The organism is Pseudomonas serbica, assembly GCF_028823535.1.
Lineage (GTDB): Bacteria > Pseudomonadota > Gammaproteobacteria > Pseudomonadales > Pseudomonadaceae > Aquipseudomonas > Aquipseudomonas serbica.
Genome location: NZ_JAQIYM010000005.1, coordinates 172,399 through 187,160 on the forward strand (window position 1 = coordinate 172,399; position 14,762 = coordinate 187,160).

The 14,762-nt window shown below is 49.1% G+C and carries 13 protein-coding genes; 1 reads left to right on the forward strand and 12 read right to left on the reverse strand.

All coding sequences use genetic code 11. The features are described from left to right. Positions 1-33: 33 nt before the first annotated feature. Positions 34-369, reverse strand: coding sequence for a ComEA family DNA-binding protein (locus tag NQL71_RS09795; RefSeq protein ID WP_274642576.1), 336 nt, complete (start codon positions 367-369; stop codon positions 34-36). A gap of 269 nt (positions 370-638) precedes the next feature. Here NQL71_RS09795 and rfbC point away from each other — a divergent pair, with 269 nt between their 5' ends. Then, complete coding sequence (gene rfbC / locus NQL71_RS09800; RefSeq protein ID WP_274642577.1) at positions 639-1,184, forward strand: dTDP-4-dehydrorhamnose 3,5-epimerase; 546 nt, start codon at positions 639-641, stop codon at positions 1,182-1,184. A gap of 100 nt (positions 1,185-1,284) precedes the next feature. Here the strand turns inward: rfbC and NQL71_RS09805 are convergent, their stop codons facing one another. The 11 genes from NQL71_RS09805 to NQL71_RS09855 all read right to left on the reverse strand — a co-directional run bounded on the left by NQL71_RS09805 (position 1,285) and on the right by NQL71_RS09855 (position 14,730). Further along, a complete protein-coding gene (locus NQL71_RS09805) occupies positions 1,285-3,279 on the reverse strand; it encodes a polysaccharide biosynthesis protein (RefSeq protein ID WP_274642636.1) in 1,995 nt (664 codons plus the stop codon). Between the two features lie 99 nt (positions 3,280-3,378). Further along, a complete protein-coding gene (locus tag NQL71_RS09810) occupies positions 3,379-4,413 on the reverse strand; it encodes an MraY family glycosyltransferase (protein ID WP_274642578.1) in 1,035 nt (344 codons plus the stop codon). 2 nt (positions 4,414-4,415) lie between these two features. After that, positions 4,416-5,378, reverse strand: a complete 963-nt coding sequence (locus NQL71_RS09815) for a UDP-glucose 4-epimerase family protein (protein WP_274642637.1) — start codon at positions 5,376-5,378, stop codon at positions 4,416-4,418. Continuing rightward, positions 5,378-6,631, reverse strand: a complete 1,254-nt coding sequence (locus NQL71_RS09820) for a glycosyltransferase family 4 protein (RefSeq protein WP_274642579.1) — start codon at positions 6,629-6,631, stop codon at positions 5,378-5,380. The genes NQL71_RS09815 and NQL71_RS09820 overlap by 1 nt, the downstream gene beginning before the upstream one ends. A gap of 14 nt (positions 6,632-6,645) precedes the next feature. Then, positions 6,646-7,776, reverse strand: coding sequence for a non-hydrolyzing UDP-N-acetylglucosamine 2-epimerase (gene wecB, locus NQL71_RS09825; RefSeq protein ID WP_274642580.1), 1,131 nt, complete (start codon positions 7,774-7,776; stop codon positions 6,646-6,648). 23 nt (positions 7,777-7,799) lie between these two features. Further along, entirely contained in the window at positions 7,800-8,918 is a 1,119-nt protein-coding gene (wbjC, locus tag NQL71_RS09830) for a UDP-2-acetamido-2,6-beta-L-arabino-hexul-4-ose reductase (RefSeq protein ID WP_274642581.1), read from the reverse strand. A gap of 3 nt (positions 8,919-8,921) precedes the next feature. Next, entirely contained in the window at positions 8,922-9,956 is a 1,035-nt protein-coding gene (locus NQL71_RS09835) for a polysaccharide biosynthesis protein (RefSeq protein WP_274642582.1), read from the reverse strand. A gap of 41 nt (positions 9,957-9,997) precedes the next feature. Continuing rightward, complete coding sequence (locus tag NQL71_RS09840; protein ID WP_274642583.1) at positions 9,998-11,266, reverse strand: hypothetical protein; 1,269 nt, start codon at positions 11,264-11,266, stop codon at positions 9,998-10,000. 149 nt (positions 11,267-11,415) lie between these two features. Further along, positions 11,416-12,633 (reverse strand): glycosyltransferase, encoded by a 1,218-nt coding sequence (locus NQL71_RS09845; protein ID WP_274642584.1) that lies wholly within the window; start codon positions 12,631-12,633, stop codon positions 11,416-11,418. Next, a complete protein-coding gene (locus NQL71_RS09850) occupies positions 12,626-13,444 on the reverse strand; it encodes a glycosyltransferase (protein ID WP_274642585.1) in 819 nt (272 codons plus the stop codon). Before NQL71_RS09850 ends, NQL71_RS09845 begins: the two co-directional genes overlap by 8 nt. Beyond that, positions 13,429-14,730, reverse strand: a complete 1,302-nt coding sequence (locus NQL71_RS09855; RefSeq protein ID WP_274642586.1) for a flippase — start codon at positions 14,728-14,730, stop codon at positions 13,429-13,431. Before NQL71_RS09855 ends, NQL71_RS09850 begins: the two co-directional genes overlap by 16 nt. Positions 14,731-14,762: the final 32 nt, after the last annotated feature.

A 14,762-nucleotide genomic window follows, 5' to 3' on the forward strand; every position in this document is an offset into this window, starting at 1 on the left:
TCAATGACCGGCCTCCAAGGCTGAGTGACAAGCTTAGTTCACCTGAAGCTTCTCGCGATTTTTATCCAGAAGGGCCTTGCCGATACCCTTGACTTCGAGCAACTCGTCGACGGATGCAAACGGGCCATTACTTTCACGATACGCAACAATCGCCAAAGCCTTGGCCTCCCCCACCCCGGACAACTCACGCTGCAAGGTCGGCGCATCGGCCTTGTTGAGATCCACCTTTGCGGTTTGCGCACCCGCCGAAGCCTCCATCGCCACCGGAGCCTTGGACGCCTCCGTCTTGGTCGTAGGCGCAGCGTTAGCAGGGATAGATAGACTGGTGAGCAGGGCAAAAACCAGGGAATAGAAATAGCCTGTACGCATAAATGACGCTCCATGACATCGGTTGAGGAAGCAGCTTTTCCGCAGCTGCTTCCTCAAGTTAGGCGATGTAGGGAGGGTGTCAAAAATGTGTCTGTTGCGGAATGTAAGACAATCAGGGTTCGAGGCGACGTTGCTGGTAGATCCAGTCGAAATTGGGCTATTGCGTATGTTACGGAGTTTGAAATATCCGATTGCCTGACCAAGGCATTGCTTTAATATGTGCGCCTTGGTCATAACGTACCGAAACCAATCACCGCTGGAGAAAAGCAATGAAAGTAGTCACCACCGACTTACCCGGTGTTCTGATCATCGAACCCAAGGTATATGGTGACGAGCGGGGCTTCTTCTATGAAAGCTTCAACGCGAAGGCTTTCAAAGAAGCTACTGGTGTGAACACAAAATTTGTTCAGAACAATCATTCCCGCTCGAAAAAAGGTGTGCTGCGCGGCTTGCACTATCAACTTGACAACCCTCAGGGGAAACTGGTGCGTGTCAGTTTCGGAGAGGTTCTCGACGTGGCTGTGGACATTCGGCGTAGCTCACCGCATTTCGGCAAGTGGGTGGCCGTTCGACTCTCGGCTGAAAATCACCGTCAGCTCTGGGTTCCGGAAGGCTTCGCACATGGCTTCGTGGTCCTGAGCGAATTTGCCGAGTTTCTTTACAAAACTACAAATTACTACACCCCGTCCGCCGAACGCTGCATTCGTTGGAATGATCGGACTTTGAACATCGACTGGCAACTCACTGAAGAGCCACAACTCTCGGCCAAGGACCAGGAAGGCAAATCCCTGCAAGAGGCTGACCTGTTTCCGTGAGCCGTTCGGCCTTGTCCATCTGATACAGTCGCTCAATCGTGATGGAAAGCAGCTTCCCCGAAGCTGCTTCCAACACCGACCGCGCTATAGCCTGGACCGCTCAGGGCTCGAGGCGCCGCTGTTGATAGATCCAGTCGACAATCTCGCCGTCTGGAGCATATCCGCTGACGGTGTCACGCAGTAATTGACGCACTCGGGTGTAGTCGTCGTGCTCAACTGCAGAGAGCAACTCTGTCAACTTGGCCTTGAGCACTTCCCATGGCAGATGATCTTCATTGGCACTCATGATCATCGGGTGCTGAGTGGAAACTACGTTGTCGCCGATCAATAACTCTTCATAAAGCTTCTCGCCCGGACGCAGGCCGGAAAACTCGATGGAGATGTCGCCGTTTACGTTTTTCTCGGATCGGACACTCAAGCCGGATAGATGAATCATCTTTTCCGCCAGCTCTACAATTTTCACTGGCTCGCCCATGTCCAGCACGAACACGTCACCACCCTGCCCCATGGACCCGGCCTGAATCACCAGTTGCGCCGCCTCCGGAATGGTCATGAAATAACGGGTGATTTTCGGGTGAGTAACCGTCAGCGGCCCGCCGGATTTGATCTGTTTGTGAAACAACGGAATTACCGACCCCGAAGACCCCAGAACATTACCAAATCGGACCATGGTAAATCGGGTTTTATTGACCCGCGATACATTGCTGGTGTCGCCAAAGAGTACTGGGGCAACTTCGCGGCTGAGGGCTTGCAGTGTCAGTTCCGCCAGACGCTTGGTGCTCCCCATCACATTGGTCGGCCGCACGGCCTTGTCCGTGGAAATTAACACGAAGTTGGCCACACCGGCCTGCAGAGCAGCTTGCGCGGTATTGAGCGTGCCGATCACATTGTTCAGAACGCCTTCGGCGATGTTGTGCTCTACCATGGGCACGTGCTTATAGGCCGCGGCATGATAGACCGTGTCGACGTGCCAGGTTTTCATCACGTCCAGCAACTTTTCCGGGTTGCGTACAGAACCGAGGATTGGCAACAGCCGAACCGGCAATGATTCCCGTGTGATGCGCTGCTCAAGCTCAGACAGAATGCTGTAGAGGTTAAATTCACTATGATCGAGCAGTAAAAGCGTCGTTGGCCGCAAAGCCAGAATTTGCCTGCAAAGCTCAGAGCCGATTGAACCGCCTGCTCCAGTAACCAGAACCGACTGGGCCTTGATGCAATGCTCGAGCAACTCTCCCTGCGCGGGTACCGAGTCACGACCGAGCAAGTCAGCGATATCCACTTCCTGGATGTCATCGACCTTGACCCTGCCACTGGCCAGGTCCATGAACCCTGGCACACTTCTGACGTGCAGCGGAAAGCCTTCAAGGAATGTCAGGATTTCACGGCGACGGCCTCTGTTCGACGACGGAATCGCAAGCAGGACCTCCTGCGCACCTGTCTCGTCGATCATTCGCTGGATTTGCTCGGGCTTGTATACATGCAGGCCCGAGATGATCCGATCGGCGATGCTAGTATCGTCATCGATGAACGCCACCGGACGCATCGCCCGGCCCATGCGCAATGCCGCAACAAGCTGGTTTCCCGCTGCGCCGGCACCGTATACGGCGACTCTCGGGAGACCGTCGTCCCTGCTGGCAAAGGGCACATGCTGCACCGCTGTAAACCAGTCGCCCAAAAAGTATTGGCGCATTGCAAGGCGCAACCCGCCAATCATGATCAGGCTCAACCACCAGTAATTGAAGATGATCGAACGAGGAACGATATTCTGATGGTTGCTGTACCAGTAGACGACGACGCCAAGGATCAGCGATGACAGGCTCACAGCCTTGATAATAGCGATCAGCGCATCATTGCCGAAATAGCGCATCACCGCCCGATACATCCCGAAGCGGATGAACAAGGGTATGGCCACGACTGGAGCGATCAGGAAAAGCCAGGAATGCGCGATAAAAGGGTTGACCATCTCATCGATGCCGAGGCGAACCACAAACGCCAACCAGAGTGCCGCCCAAACCAGGACGACGTCGGCCCAAACCTGTATCAGTCGCTTTTGGTGGCGTGGCAGCCCCAGCAAAAGAGCTCGTACCCTCTCCATAAACGCTTCAAACACCTTGTCCCGCTCCTAAACTGGAATGACTTGATTATTGTACCTATTCGGACACCTGCAACACCCGTTAAATCAATGTACGAAGCCTCAACTGGTGGATGGAGAGACCGAGCTTTCAAGTGCTCCCGCATGGAATTTGACAGCGAGAATGATCAGCGGGATGTACGCCATCACAAGGCCGATGGCGCCATCCATGCCCCAGTAAGTGACGCAGAAAGCGATAGGTAACAGCCAGAACAGATTTATTGCACCAACAGCCAATGTAACTGGCAGATGCCTGCCGAATCGTCGTGACGCGAACTGGTACGCGTGACTGCGATGGGCCTCATAGACCTTATCGCCTCGGATCAATCTCCGTAAAAGCGTGAACGTGGCATCGACGATGAAAACTCCCAGAAGAATCAACCATGACCAGAAAAGGCCTGACGATTCCCAGGCTGCCTGAATCGACAACACGCCCAATGTCATGCCAAGGAACCCACTGCCAGCGTCCCCCATGAAAATGCGCGCTGGGGGAAAGTTCCAGTAGAGGAAACCCAGAACCGCCATGGCTAATACCAGCGGCCCCCATATGAGCGCCGGAGTTCCATTGATCCAGTAGAGCAAACATGCACCAAGGCAGACACACAAGGCTTCGATGCTGGCAATGCCATCAATTCCGTCCATGAAGTTATAAAGATTCAAGACCCAGACCAGATAGATGGCGGCCAGGATATATCCGAACCAATGAAGCTCCATGTTCATTCCGAAAATGACGATAGGAGGAAATCCTCCAATCCATAAGAGCGCCCATACCGCAGCAGCAAAATGACCCAGCAGACGCCATCTGGCGGCTATATGGCCATGATCATCCATGAACCCGATCACGGCGATCAAGATACCAGCGCCACCCACGGCAATGAGCTGTGACCATTGAACCAATCCTGCAAAACCAAGAACAGGAAGCGCTACGAGAAAAGCGATTACGATCGCCACTCCTCCACCGCGGGGCGTGGGGATGGAATGTGAACTTCGCGCGTTGGGGATATCGATGATACTGCGACTTAGCGCATAACGACGTAAAGCTGCAGTCAGCACCAAGGAAAGAATGGCGATAGCAGGTATTAGCCACAAGTAAATCATTGTTATTGATGTTCCCGAAAATGTAATGCGGTTGCAGCCAACGCCTCTTCAACACTGACCGGCGGCGTCCAGCCCAGTAGAGTGCGAGTCTTGGTAATATCGACCTGAAGGGATCCACATAGACGCTGGGACAGCGCTTTTTTACCCAACATCGCTGCGCCACACTGAAGCACCCAGCTGGGAACAGGAACAAGTCGCGCCGGTTTTTTAAGTGCTTTCGCCATCTTGGTCAACAGTTCGGTAGTGGATAAATCCTCTCCGTCACTCACAAGAAAGGTCTGATTGGCAGCTGCAGGATGATCAATACAAGTCACCACGAGATCTACCAGGTTATCCAGCGCAACGAGACTTCGATTGTTATGAATCGCACCGAAAGGCAAGGGGATTCCCTTATCCAGCCAGCGCATCATGCTCAGGAAGTTCGCTTTGACCCCTGGCCCATAGACCAGAACCGGGCGAATAATCACCACCTCCATCCCGGTTTCCGTCGAGAGCTGGCGCAGGCCCTGCTCAGCTTCCATTTTTGAAATGCCGTACGGATCTGCAGGAGCGGGGGCATCATCTCCGGTGTAGAAAGTACCTGGCGTCGTTCCTTCGCCATTTACCTTGATTGAACTGATAAAAATAAACCGTCGAACACCGCAAGCGGCCGCCTGACGAGCAAGATTCATGGTTCCAGCAACGTTGACGTTGCGAAACGCAGCGAGTGGATCTGACTCGGCATCATTCATGACGTGCACTCGTGCCGCAGAGTGAATAATCACATCAAATTTTGCTAGATCGCCCATCCACTGGGTTTCGCCATCGAAGGAGCCAATGCGCAAGGTCGGAACGTCCTGCGCCTTGAGCTGCGATTCCTTTCGGACAACAGCAGAAACCGCATGCACCTTTTCGTTGTGCAAGCGTTTAAGAATGGCGCCACCAACAAAACCAGTCGCTCCGGTCAATAAAATAGAATGCGGCATCATTGGCTGGCCTTTCTCAGGGAGGCGTTTCTAAAAAGATCTTCCAGTCGGGTTAAAAGCCGATTCTTCGAATAATTATCCAAGTAATACTGCCGACCGGATTCGCCCATTGCACTTAATCGGCCTGCGTCTGCTTGCGCAAGTGCCAACGTTATCTCCGCCAGACCTTTCGAATCACCGGAAGAGCATGTTAGACCTGCACCGGAGTCAGCGATCACTCTTGCTGCCTCGCCGTTGATCATTCCTAGCAGCGGCCTTCCCGAGGCAAGATAAGCCTGTACTTTTCCAGGTATGGTCTTCTCGAAAACATCGTTGGTTTTGAGTGAGACAAGCAACGCATCCGCACAGGCGAACAGAGCAGGCATTTCCTCGAGAGGATGCCGACCTAATAACAAAACGTTTCCAAGACCTCTGGACTGGACTTGTTGACTTAACCAATCACTCATACGTCCATCGCCGACGATTACCCAGCGCACGGAAACCTTGTTCACTAACGCTTCGGCTGCGTCCAGCACCGCGGGAAGGTCTTGCGCTTCACCTAGATTGCCCGCGAACAACACAGTAAATACCGTTTCGTCACGCGACAGCAAGGAAGAGGCTCTATTCTCGACCGCGGTAAAATCGTCCTCTGCCCAGCTTGGAAAGTAAACCAGTCGCTCGGACGGAATATCTTTCGTGCAATATTTCTGCACGTTTTCAAAGAAACCATGGGACTGCAACAGCAAATAATCAGTACGGTTGTAGATCCATGAAACCATTTTACCGACCATTGACAGCAGTGCAGGCTTCTTCAATACACCCACGGCTCTGAGGGTTTCAGGCCAGAGGTCAAGCACCCATACAAACACCGGTGCTTTCTTCAACCGGCCAATGACCAATGCGGGGATGGCAGCCATGATCGGAGAGACGGCATAGACAAAAACCGAATCGAATTTTTCGCCACGCAGCTTGTAGGCCCCAACAACTGAAGCGCTAGTGAAGAAACTGAGATAATTCAGTGCCAGATTAATGCTGCGCTTACCCCGCGGCAGCATCGGGACCCTGACAATCTTGGCGCCAAAGTAGTCATCGAAACGCTCAGGCGTTGCCTGAAACTCGGCGAATACGGTCCCCTCTGGATAGTTGGGCAGCCCCGTCAGCACGGTGACCGAATGTCCTTTCTCGGTAAAATCGCGAACCAGGTCGTTTATCCGCATATTTTCAGGCCAAAAATATTGCGTGACCACCAGGATTCTCAGTTTCTTCTCAGACATGTTCACAACTCGAATTAGTAGCGTTTCCAGACGATGCGATTCACATAGTCGGTGTAACTATGCACGATCCGGGCTACCTTTTCAGACACATTGGGCATGCTGTAATCTTCGACCAAACGTAGGGTGCGCTCCGACCCGGACGCTTGTGTATCAAGAACCATCAATCCTTGCAGTACTCGCTCAACCTCGAGCCCCACCATCATCACCGCAGCCTCTTCCATGCCTTCCGGACGCTCATGGGCCTCACGGATATTCAATGCGGGGAAATTAAGTATTGAAGATTCTTCGCTGATTGTGCCGCTGTCGGAAAGTACCGCTTTGGATTCCAGTTGCAGCTTGTTGTAATCCTTGAAGCCCAACGGCTTGAGCAACTTCACGTTCTCGTGGAATACAATGCCCATCGCATCAACACGCTTCTGGGTGCGTGGATGAGTCGAGACAATGACCGGATAGCCGAATGTAATTGCGACAGTATTAAGGACATCAACCAGCTTTAGCAGGTTTTTATCAGAATCGATATTTTCTTCACGGTGCGCACTGACTACAAAGAACTTACCGGCTTCCAGCCCCAACCGTGTCAATACGTCAGAAGACTCGATTCCATCACGATAATAATTCAGCACTTCATACATCGGGCTACCGGTTTTGATCACCATATCAGGTGAAAGACCTTCTTTTAGCAAGTAATCCCGGGCGATGGTGCTGTAGGTAAGATTAATATCAGCCGTATGATCAACGATTCTACGGTTGATTTCTTCAGGCACGCGCATATCGAAGCAGCGATTACCGGCTTCCATGTGGAACGTTGGAATCTTACGCCGTTTGGCAGGGATGACAGCCATGCAACTATTGGTATCGCCCAAGACCAGCAACGCTTCTGGCTGAACAGTCGCCAGTACCCGATCCACAGAAATGATTACATTCCCGATGGTTTCAGCACCGCTACTGCCTGCGGCATTCAGAAAATGATCTGGCTTTCGAATTCCGAGATCTTGGAAGAATATCTCGTTCAACTCATAATCGTAATTCTGTCCTGTATGCACCAGTACATGATCGCAATACTTGTCCAGCGCGGTGATAACGCGCGACAAGCGAATGATTTCTGGACGGGTGCCAACAACAGTAACAATTTTCAACTTTTTCATCGTGATACTCGTTCCTAATTCGATCAGGCTTTGGTGCCCACTGGCATAGTGTAGGTGTCCGGAAGCTCACGATCAAAGATCTCGTTCGCCCACAGCATGACGATCATTTCAGTTTCGCCAACGTTAGTGATGTCATGACTCCAGCCAGGTACGGTCTCAACAATTTTCGGCGTTACGCCATCGGTGAACAGTTCATAAAACTCACCCGACACTATATGGCGAAACCGGAAGCAGGCCTTGCCGGAGATAACTAGAAATTTTTCTGTCTTGGTATGGTGATAATGACCACCGCGAGTGATGCCCGGATGCGCAGTGAAGTATGAGAACTGACCCGAATCCTTGGTCTTGAGCATCTCCACGAATACGCCGCGATCATCTCCGTACTTGGGAACTTCGTAGGTAAACTCTTCGGGTGGCAAGTAGCTTAGGTATGTGGAGTACAGCGCGCGTACCAGTCCGGTACCTACGCGCTCGGCTATCATAGACTCCCGGCTATTTTTAAAAGCATAGAGCTGAGCAGAAAGGTCACCCACCGTAATGCTGTAATTGGGTTCGACCTTCACGAACGGACTACCGAATTGTGTTCCGTCCATCGCAGAAATGAACGTTCTTATGACATCATCAATATAAACAAGTGAAATTTTCGCATCGGCATCATTAATACTGATGGGCAAGTCATTTGCAATGTTATGACAGAATGTCGCTACAGCAGAGTTGTAATTAGGTCGAGCCCACTTGCCAAATACGTTTGGCAACCTGAACAGATGCACTTTATTACCAAATGTGGCAGAGAGTTTCAACAACGCTTCTTCCGCCTCACGCTTACTGTCGCCATAAGCGTTACCCGAATCGGCCTGGATTGACGAGGTATACAGCACAGGGACCTTTCGACCACACGACTTGATTGCAGAGCATAGCGCATGAGTCAATTCGGCGTTACCGACCTTGAACTCTTCGACAAACTGAGGACGATTGACACCGGCCAAGTGGAAAATGAAATCCACCTCGGATACGAGTGAGTCCAGGCTGACGATATCGTCTTCTCGGCAGAACCGCAGCACCTCGACGTCTTTACGCTCTTTTAAGTGAGCGATAAGGTTCTTGCCTACAAATCCATTGGCACCGGTAATCAATACTCTCATTCTTTATTCCTCGGGCACTGCGTGTTCGCCGCGCTGGATAGCACGCATAAAATCAAGTTTCAAGAGCAATTTCTTCATACCCTCAACGTCCAAGCGCTCGGTATTGTGGGAGTTATAATCTTCCATAGTGGAAATTTTCTCCTCACCTTGTTCTACGAACTTGCTGTAATTCAAGTCACGCAAATCTGGCGGCACTCTAAAGTATTCACCCATGTCTTCCGCACAGGCCATTTCTTCCCGACTCAACAGGGCTTCATAGAGCTTTTCGCCGTGTCGTGTGCCTATAATCTGAATAGGATGCTCGGGCTGTCCCAACATCGAAGTCAACGCGCGGGCAAGCGTCTCCACTGTCGCGGCTGGTGCCTTCTGAACGAAGAGGTCTCCATTGTTCCCATGCTCAAACGCATACAAGACTAGATCCACTGCATCGGCCAGAGTCATCATGAAACGCGTCATGTTTGGATCTGTAATTGACAACGCCTGCTTTGCTCTAATCTGATCAACAAACAACGGAATCACCGACCCACGCGAGGCCATCACATTGCCATAACGCGTACCGCAAATAACTGTTTTAGCTTCATCGACATTGCGGGATTTTGCGACCATGACCTTTTCCATCATGGCTTTTGAAATACCCATTGCATTGATAGGGTATACGGCTTTATCCGTGCTCAAGCACACAACACGCTTAACTTCATTTTGAATCGAAGCTTCAAGCACGTTGTCAGTACCTATAACATTGGTTTTCACCGCCTCCATAGGATGAAATTCGCAGGAAGGAACCTGCTTTAGTGCTGCGGCATGAAAAATATAGTCCACACCACGAGTTGCGTTCAGAACACTCTGATAGTCACGAACATCGCCTATGTAAAATTTCAGCTTCGAACTGGCATAGCGCTTACGCATATCATCTTGCTTTTTCTCATCCCGGCTGAAAATCCGAATCTCTTTGATCTCTGTAGACAGGAATTTTTTCAATACGGCATTCCCAAAGGAACCCGTGCCTCCCGTGATAAGCAGTGTTTTATTTTCGAACATCGCCAAGCCCTTATAAAGTCAAAAAGTATGTACTTGCATAATCATAGCCCATTAGGGACAACCGATCCATTGTGACTCATGTCCGGCATTGACTTCTGGGCGGTTGCCGACGGCGCAAATGCAATGGCCGCCGTCGCAAAACCTATCAAAAGCATCCCATTTGAAGAAAATATGTAGGGATTGATCGCAGATATTGCCGAATACAGGAATATTGAAGGAGCAATCCATGGATAGGCAGACTTCGCCACTTTTGCGCTGAGCGACAGGTATGCGAGCAAAAAGACCAGCATTGCGCAGCCAAATAGACCAAATACTCTAAGCATCTCCACATATGTCAGTTCTGTTTTACTGGCACCTTCCGGCAACATATTCTGCAAGACAGGTGACCACACATGCGCGTTGAATCCCTGACCAAACAACACCACCTGAGGACTGGTGAAAATTTCACCGTAACTGCTGAGGTATCCTATTTTCGTAGCGTTACTCTGCTCACCAGCCCCGAACATCTCGTTGACGATAGGCACATCAATAAATAACAACGCTGTGAAGGCCAGGATAATGGAAAAGAATATAAGCCCAATGGCACCTCGACCAAAGCGATGCCACATCCACACGAAAACAGGAGCACACAACGATAAAATAATGCTGGCCCGGGTACCAGACAGGAATAAAGCGACGATAGGAAAAAGTAGAGGCAGGCATGTTTTTAGTGACGGCCTGTCCAACATTTTCCACGTCTCATGGCACAGTAGAAAAATCAGCATTGGCGATGCGATATAATAAATATAATAAAACGCAACACCCGCATACTCTCGCTCGCCAATGTAAGCCACTCCATTGGCAACAAAAAAGTACACAAAGTCAGTAAACGTATCGGTCGCGATAAACAGGAAGCTGATTAGAATCACAGCACATAAAAGCCGCAACGATACAACCAGCGCGCGATAGGCCCAAGGCAAATACCCAGGCGCCAAATACAATAGAGAGCAGACCATATATACAGAAGCCGAAATATAAGATGTATCTATAAACGCTCCTGACACACCTCCTTGCAAAACAGCCATTATCAACCCATAAGCAGGAAGATAAAGAACAACCAGGACGAATGCAAAAACATAAAATACATCAATTCGAATTCTAGTACTTTCTAGAATGATTGTTAGCCCAAGAACAATATAAACAAGACCTATTGCTACAAATTTAAGATGATAAATTTGCCCAATCGGATCAAACAAACAGGCAATCCACAACAAATAAATTGCCAATATGCCTAGCTTTGGTGCCCTGGAATTTTCGACTTGAATATTCAATGTCAGATCCGCGCGATTCAGATAGAAAAACTGTAGGACCAGGCGCGAAGAGGGATTTTGCCAACCCCCTCAAGCGCGTCCAACCGTACTTGACAGTCCTAAAGGTCAGCTTTGTTCGAACTGACCCTCACCACTGCAAGCCCCTTCAATTACAGTTTCCACATATCCCGATTCAACCGGAAACTCGAAAGATACACGAGCAAACGGGAAAAGTTCATGAATCGGTTTGGCCCAAGGGCATAAAGAGCCATTTTCATAAGCTTGTTAACCAGTACAAACTTCCCTTTGTTACTTGCTATATCACCAAAACCACTTGGCTGATACCCTAACTTATCACTGACCAAATAGTTCTTTTTTGCAAACTCCGCGACTGGTCCATTTGAGTCAAACGGATCATGACCAGATGGCAGATCATCTAAGACACTCGCGTATGCACGGCGCAACGTCGGCGAAATATAATCGCCATTAGACATGAAATCAAAACCGTATTTGGTTTTCGAGATCGGAATCTTCAACCGCTGCAGCGACGTGTTGTAACCATGAGCCAGCTCAGAATAGTCTGTTCGCCCCGACTCTCTGTCTGCAAATGCGCGTTTACTAAGCAAATCCGGATTCTTCTCATCAAATGAACTGAAGTGGAAGAAAATCAGGGGATATTGATTATTGATCAAATATCCACCTTGTGGATTTCTGGAAACCACGCGCTCATGCGCATTCCAAAAGGCCACATTATAGCCAAGATCAAAGGAGATATGAAGATTCGGGAAAAAGCATGGTGCAATGCTCACCCATTTCTGGTCAGTGGATAATCCAAACTGAGTTTCAAAATAACAAAGATCCAGACAGCGTTCGTTCCACCATTTCAGAAACCTGATGCTCTCTGACGAGCTATTTACTGCAAAAAATCCCATATTGAAGGACCCGAACCTCATCATGCCTACATCACCTTCCGGGTGAGGAGTTACATAATGCGGAGTAAGGACAACTTCTTTCTCATCGAGCAGATTAAGCAGAGGATCAAGCGAATTGAACAAACAAGTATCAGGATCTAAAAAAACAACTTTCTCTACGGATTCAAGAAGTCTCAGTGTCAACCATGGCTTCAGGCTGGTACTAAACTCGGTGATGTCGTACTTGAATGCGTACTGACTAAAATTCTCCAAGCCGAGATCTTCTACCCACTCAAAGTCTGCCAGGTCATGTGGCAGATCACCCTCAACCTTCTTATCGAATATAAAAATTTTCAGCTTTGTATGATTGAAAGCCAATAGTGACTCAGCCAACACCAGTGCCTTTGGCAAATAAGCCAAATTACAGACGGTGAAAACTTTATAATCTATATTTTCTACACTGCCCGAATTAGACATTTTTATTACGGCTCCAGAAATTGACAACTCGAACATAGACTTGAGTAGCAAGATAAATCGCGAACAATCGCACCAATATCTTTAAAAACTTCCACTCACCATTTAGCAGCGAATACGTAATCAGCCTCACACTGGAAACTGAAGTATCCACGATGCGCCGCCAGGAATAAGGCCTGAGCTGATAGTCCTTACCAAACAGTGAATAAAGGCTATCTTCCTGTTCCGTCACATGATCGAATCCTGGCGTATAAGAACACTCGCCAATTTTCATTTTATGCTTTGCCGATTCTAGGCAGAATTTATAATCAACACCATCGACAAAGTAGCTAGCATCATGCCATCCCTGTTTTTTCAAGTTCTCCAGAAAATACAGGCTACCACTATTAATCGCTAAATTGACGTCCCTCAGCCCATCCGAATTCAGGGAGGCGTCGGAATGATTTTTTGAGTTAAACAAGAAAGCGCTGTATTTGGAAACCAGCTGCTTTCTATCCAAATAAAATTTCTCTACAAAATTCAGGGTATCTTCGCTGAAGCCCGTGTCCTGATCGAAAAATATCAACGCCTGGAAATTATCCACTTCCGCCTGGGCACATACGGTCGAAATACCATAGCCCAAGCCGACATTATTACCACAGGTAAAATAGTTTATACCTTCCAGGCTTTTAGCTAATTTCTTCACCGAGTCATAAGAAGGTGAATTATCAAATACATAAACGCTATAGCCTGCCGACACAGCCATCTTCAAGCGATCAAGCAAGTTTTCACCGGCGTTATATACGACTATCCCTATGGCTACTTCGCGGCGCATATAGCCCCCTTCTTATTCCCTGAAAATACATTGTGCGCTAGCACAAACATTAGAGACATATCGATGAATGCCCTCATAACCCAGACCACAACCGCTCCGATCAAGCCAAAACTATGAACGAACATAAAAAGACAGGGGAAATATATAAAGAACTCTGCCAGATGAACAAGCGCAGTACCTTTTACATTTCCCGCAGCTTGCACTGCAGCATGAGGAACTTGTGCAATAGAATTAAACAAAATGCCAATTGCCAATATCGATGCCAGACGCCAGGAATGTTCCGCAAAGTCCTGCCCCAGCCATAATGTCATTCCCCAAAACGACCCTATTGAAGCAATTGCGCATATAACCAACATTACGACAGCTATGAGCAATGCAGACTTCTTAAAAAGCCGTTCGGCGCCTGCTATATCCACCGCGATCAGTGCCGACAACTTTGGAAACAACGCGGCAGTCAAAGCCGCGGGCAGGATTAGAAACCTGATCAAGACTTCGAATGGAACAGTGTAATAAGCGACCAAACTAGCGCCTACAACAGATGAAATTACAAACCTGTCGGCAGTCACCATCAAAGGACTGATGAGATTCGATAAGGTCATCCAGGATCCAAACGTCAGTAAACCCTTGACTTCTTCGGGGTGCGATTTTGGTTTGATCCAATAAAATTTTGTCTTCTGCCGAACCAGGTAACCGTGGGCCAAAAAGACAATAAATCTAGCCAAGACCAGACTCGCGACCATCCACTCCAACATCGGGCCCCAAATCAAGACGGTGATAGCGGGCATACCAAAATTTGCTAGCCCCAACAACACCCTCAGAACGTTGACCTTGCCAAATTCCTCATAAGCTTCCAATACGCCTCGCAGACCAGACGTCAAAGTTGTAAGTGGTATGCCTACGGATGCTATAAATAGAGAGATGACGACATCCTGCTGTAACTCGGGGCTGACACTCAACCACTTGGTACCTAAAGGAAATGCAGTCAATGCGAGAAGAGCGCCGCCAAATATCCCAGCTACCAAAACCATGATAAGACCGAGATTTATAATTCTTGAAACTTCTTCGCCTGTCCCCCCGGCCAGTTTTTTAGCGACCGTTTGCGTTAGCGCACGACCAAGACCAAAATCAAACAAGCTAAAATAGCCGATAAGAACCCAAACCAGGGTCAAAATCCCAAAAACCTCGACACCCGCTCTATTGAGCAAGAAAGGTATCGTTACAGCGCCCAACAAAAATGGAGCACCGCTACCTATCAAGTTCCACAATGTATTCTTTCTAAGGGACATTCTAACAACTCACGTAATGAAATCATGCCGCC

What these genes read in the sequence shown, in the direction of transcription:
- NQL71_RS09795 (WP_274642576.1), bottom strand. Translation starts at nt 369, where the DNA reads ATGCGTACAGGCTATTTCTATTCCCTGGTTTTTGCCCTGCTCACCAGT.
- rfbC (WP_274642577.1), top strand. Translation starts at nt 639, where the DNA reads ATGAAAGTAGTCACCACCGACTTACCCGGTGTTCTGATCATCGAACCC.
- NQL71_RS09805 (WP_274642636.1), bottom strand. Translation starts at nt 3,279, where the DNA reads ATGGAGAGGGTACGAGCTCTTTTGCTGGGGCTGCCACGCCACCAAAAG.
- NQL71_RS09810 (WP_274642578.1), bottom strand. Translation starts at nt 4,413, where the DNA reads ATGATTTACTTGTGGCTAATACCTGCTATCGCCATTCTTTCCTTGGTG.
- NQL71_RS09815 (WP_274642637.1), bottom strand. Translation starts at nt 5,378, where the DNA reads ATGCCGCATTCTATTTTATTGACCGGAGCGACTGGTTTTGTTGGTGGC.
- NQL71_RS09820 (WP_274642579.1), bottom strand. Translation starts at nt 6,631, where the DNA reads ATGTCTGAGAAGAAACTGAGAATCCTGGTGGTCACGCAATATTTTTGG.
- wecB (WP_274642580.1), bottom strand. Translation starts at nt 7,776, where the DNA reads ATGAAAAAGTTGAAAATTGTTACTGTTGTTGGCACCCGTCCAGAAATC.
- wbjC (WP_274642581.1), bottom strand. Translation starts at nt 8,918, where the DNA reads ATGAGAGTATTGATTACCGGTGCCAATGGATTTGTAGGCAAGAACCTT.
- NQL71_RS09835 (WP_274642582.1), bottom strand. Translation starts at nt 9,956, where the DNA reads ATGTTCGAAAATAAAACACTGCTTATCACGGGAGGCACGGGTTCCTTT.
- NQL71_RS09845 (WP_274642584.1), bottom strand. Translation starts at nt 12,633, where the DNA reads ATGTCTAATTCGGGCAGTGTAGAAAATATAGATTATAAAGTTTTCACC.
- NQL71_RS09850 (WP_274642585.1), bottom strand. Translation starts at nt 13,444, where the DNA reads ATGCGCCGCGAAGTAGCCATAGGGATAGTCGTATATAACGCCGGTGAA.
- NQL71_RS09855 (WP_274642586.1), bottom strand. Translation starts at nt 14,730, where the DNA reads ATGTCCCTTAGAAAGAATACATTGTGGAACTTGATAGGTAGCGGTGCT.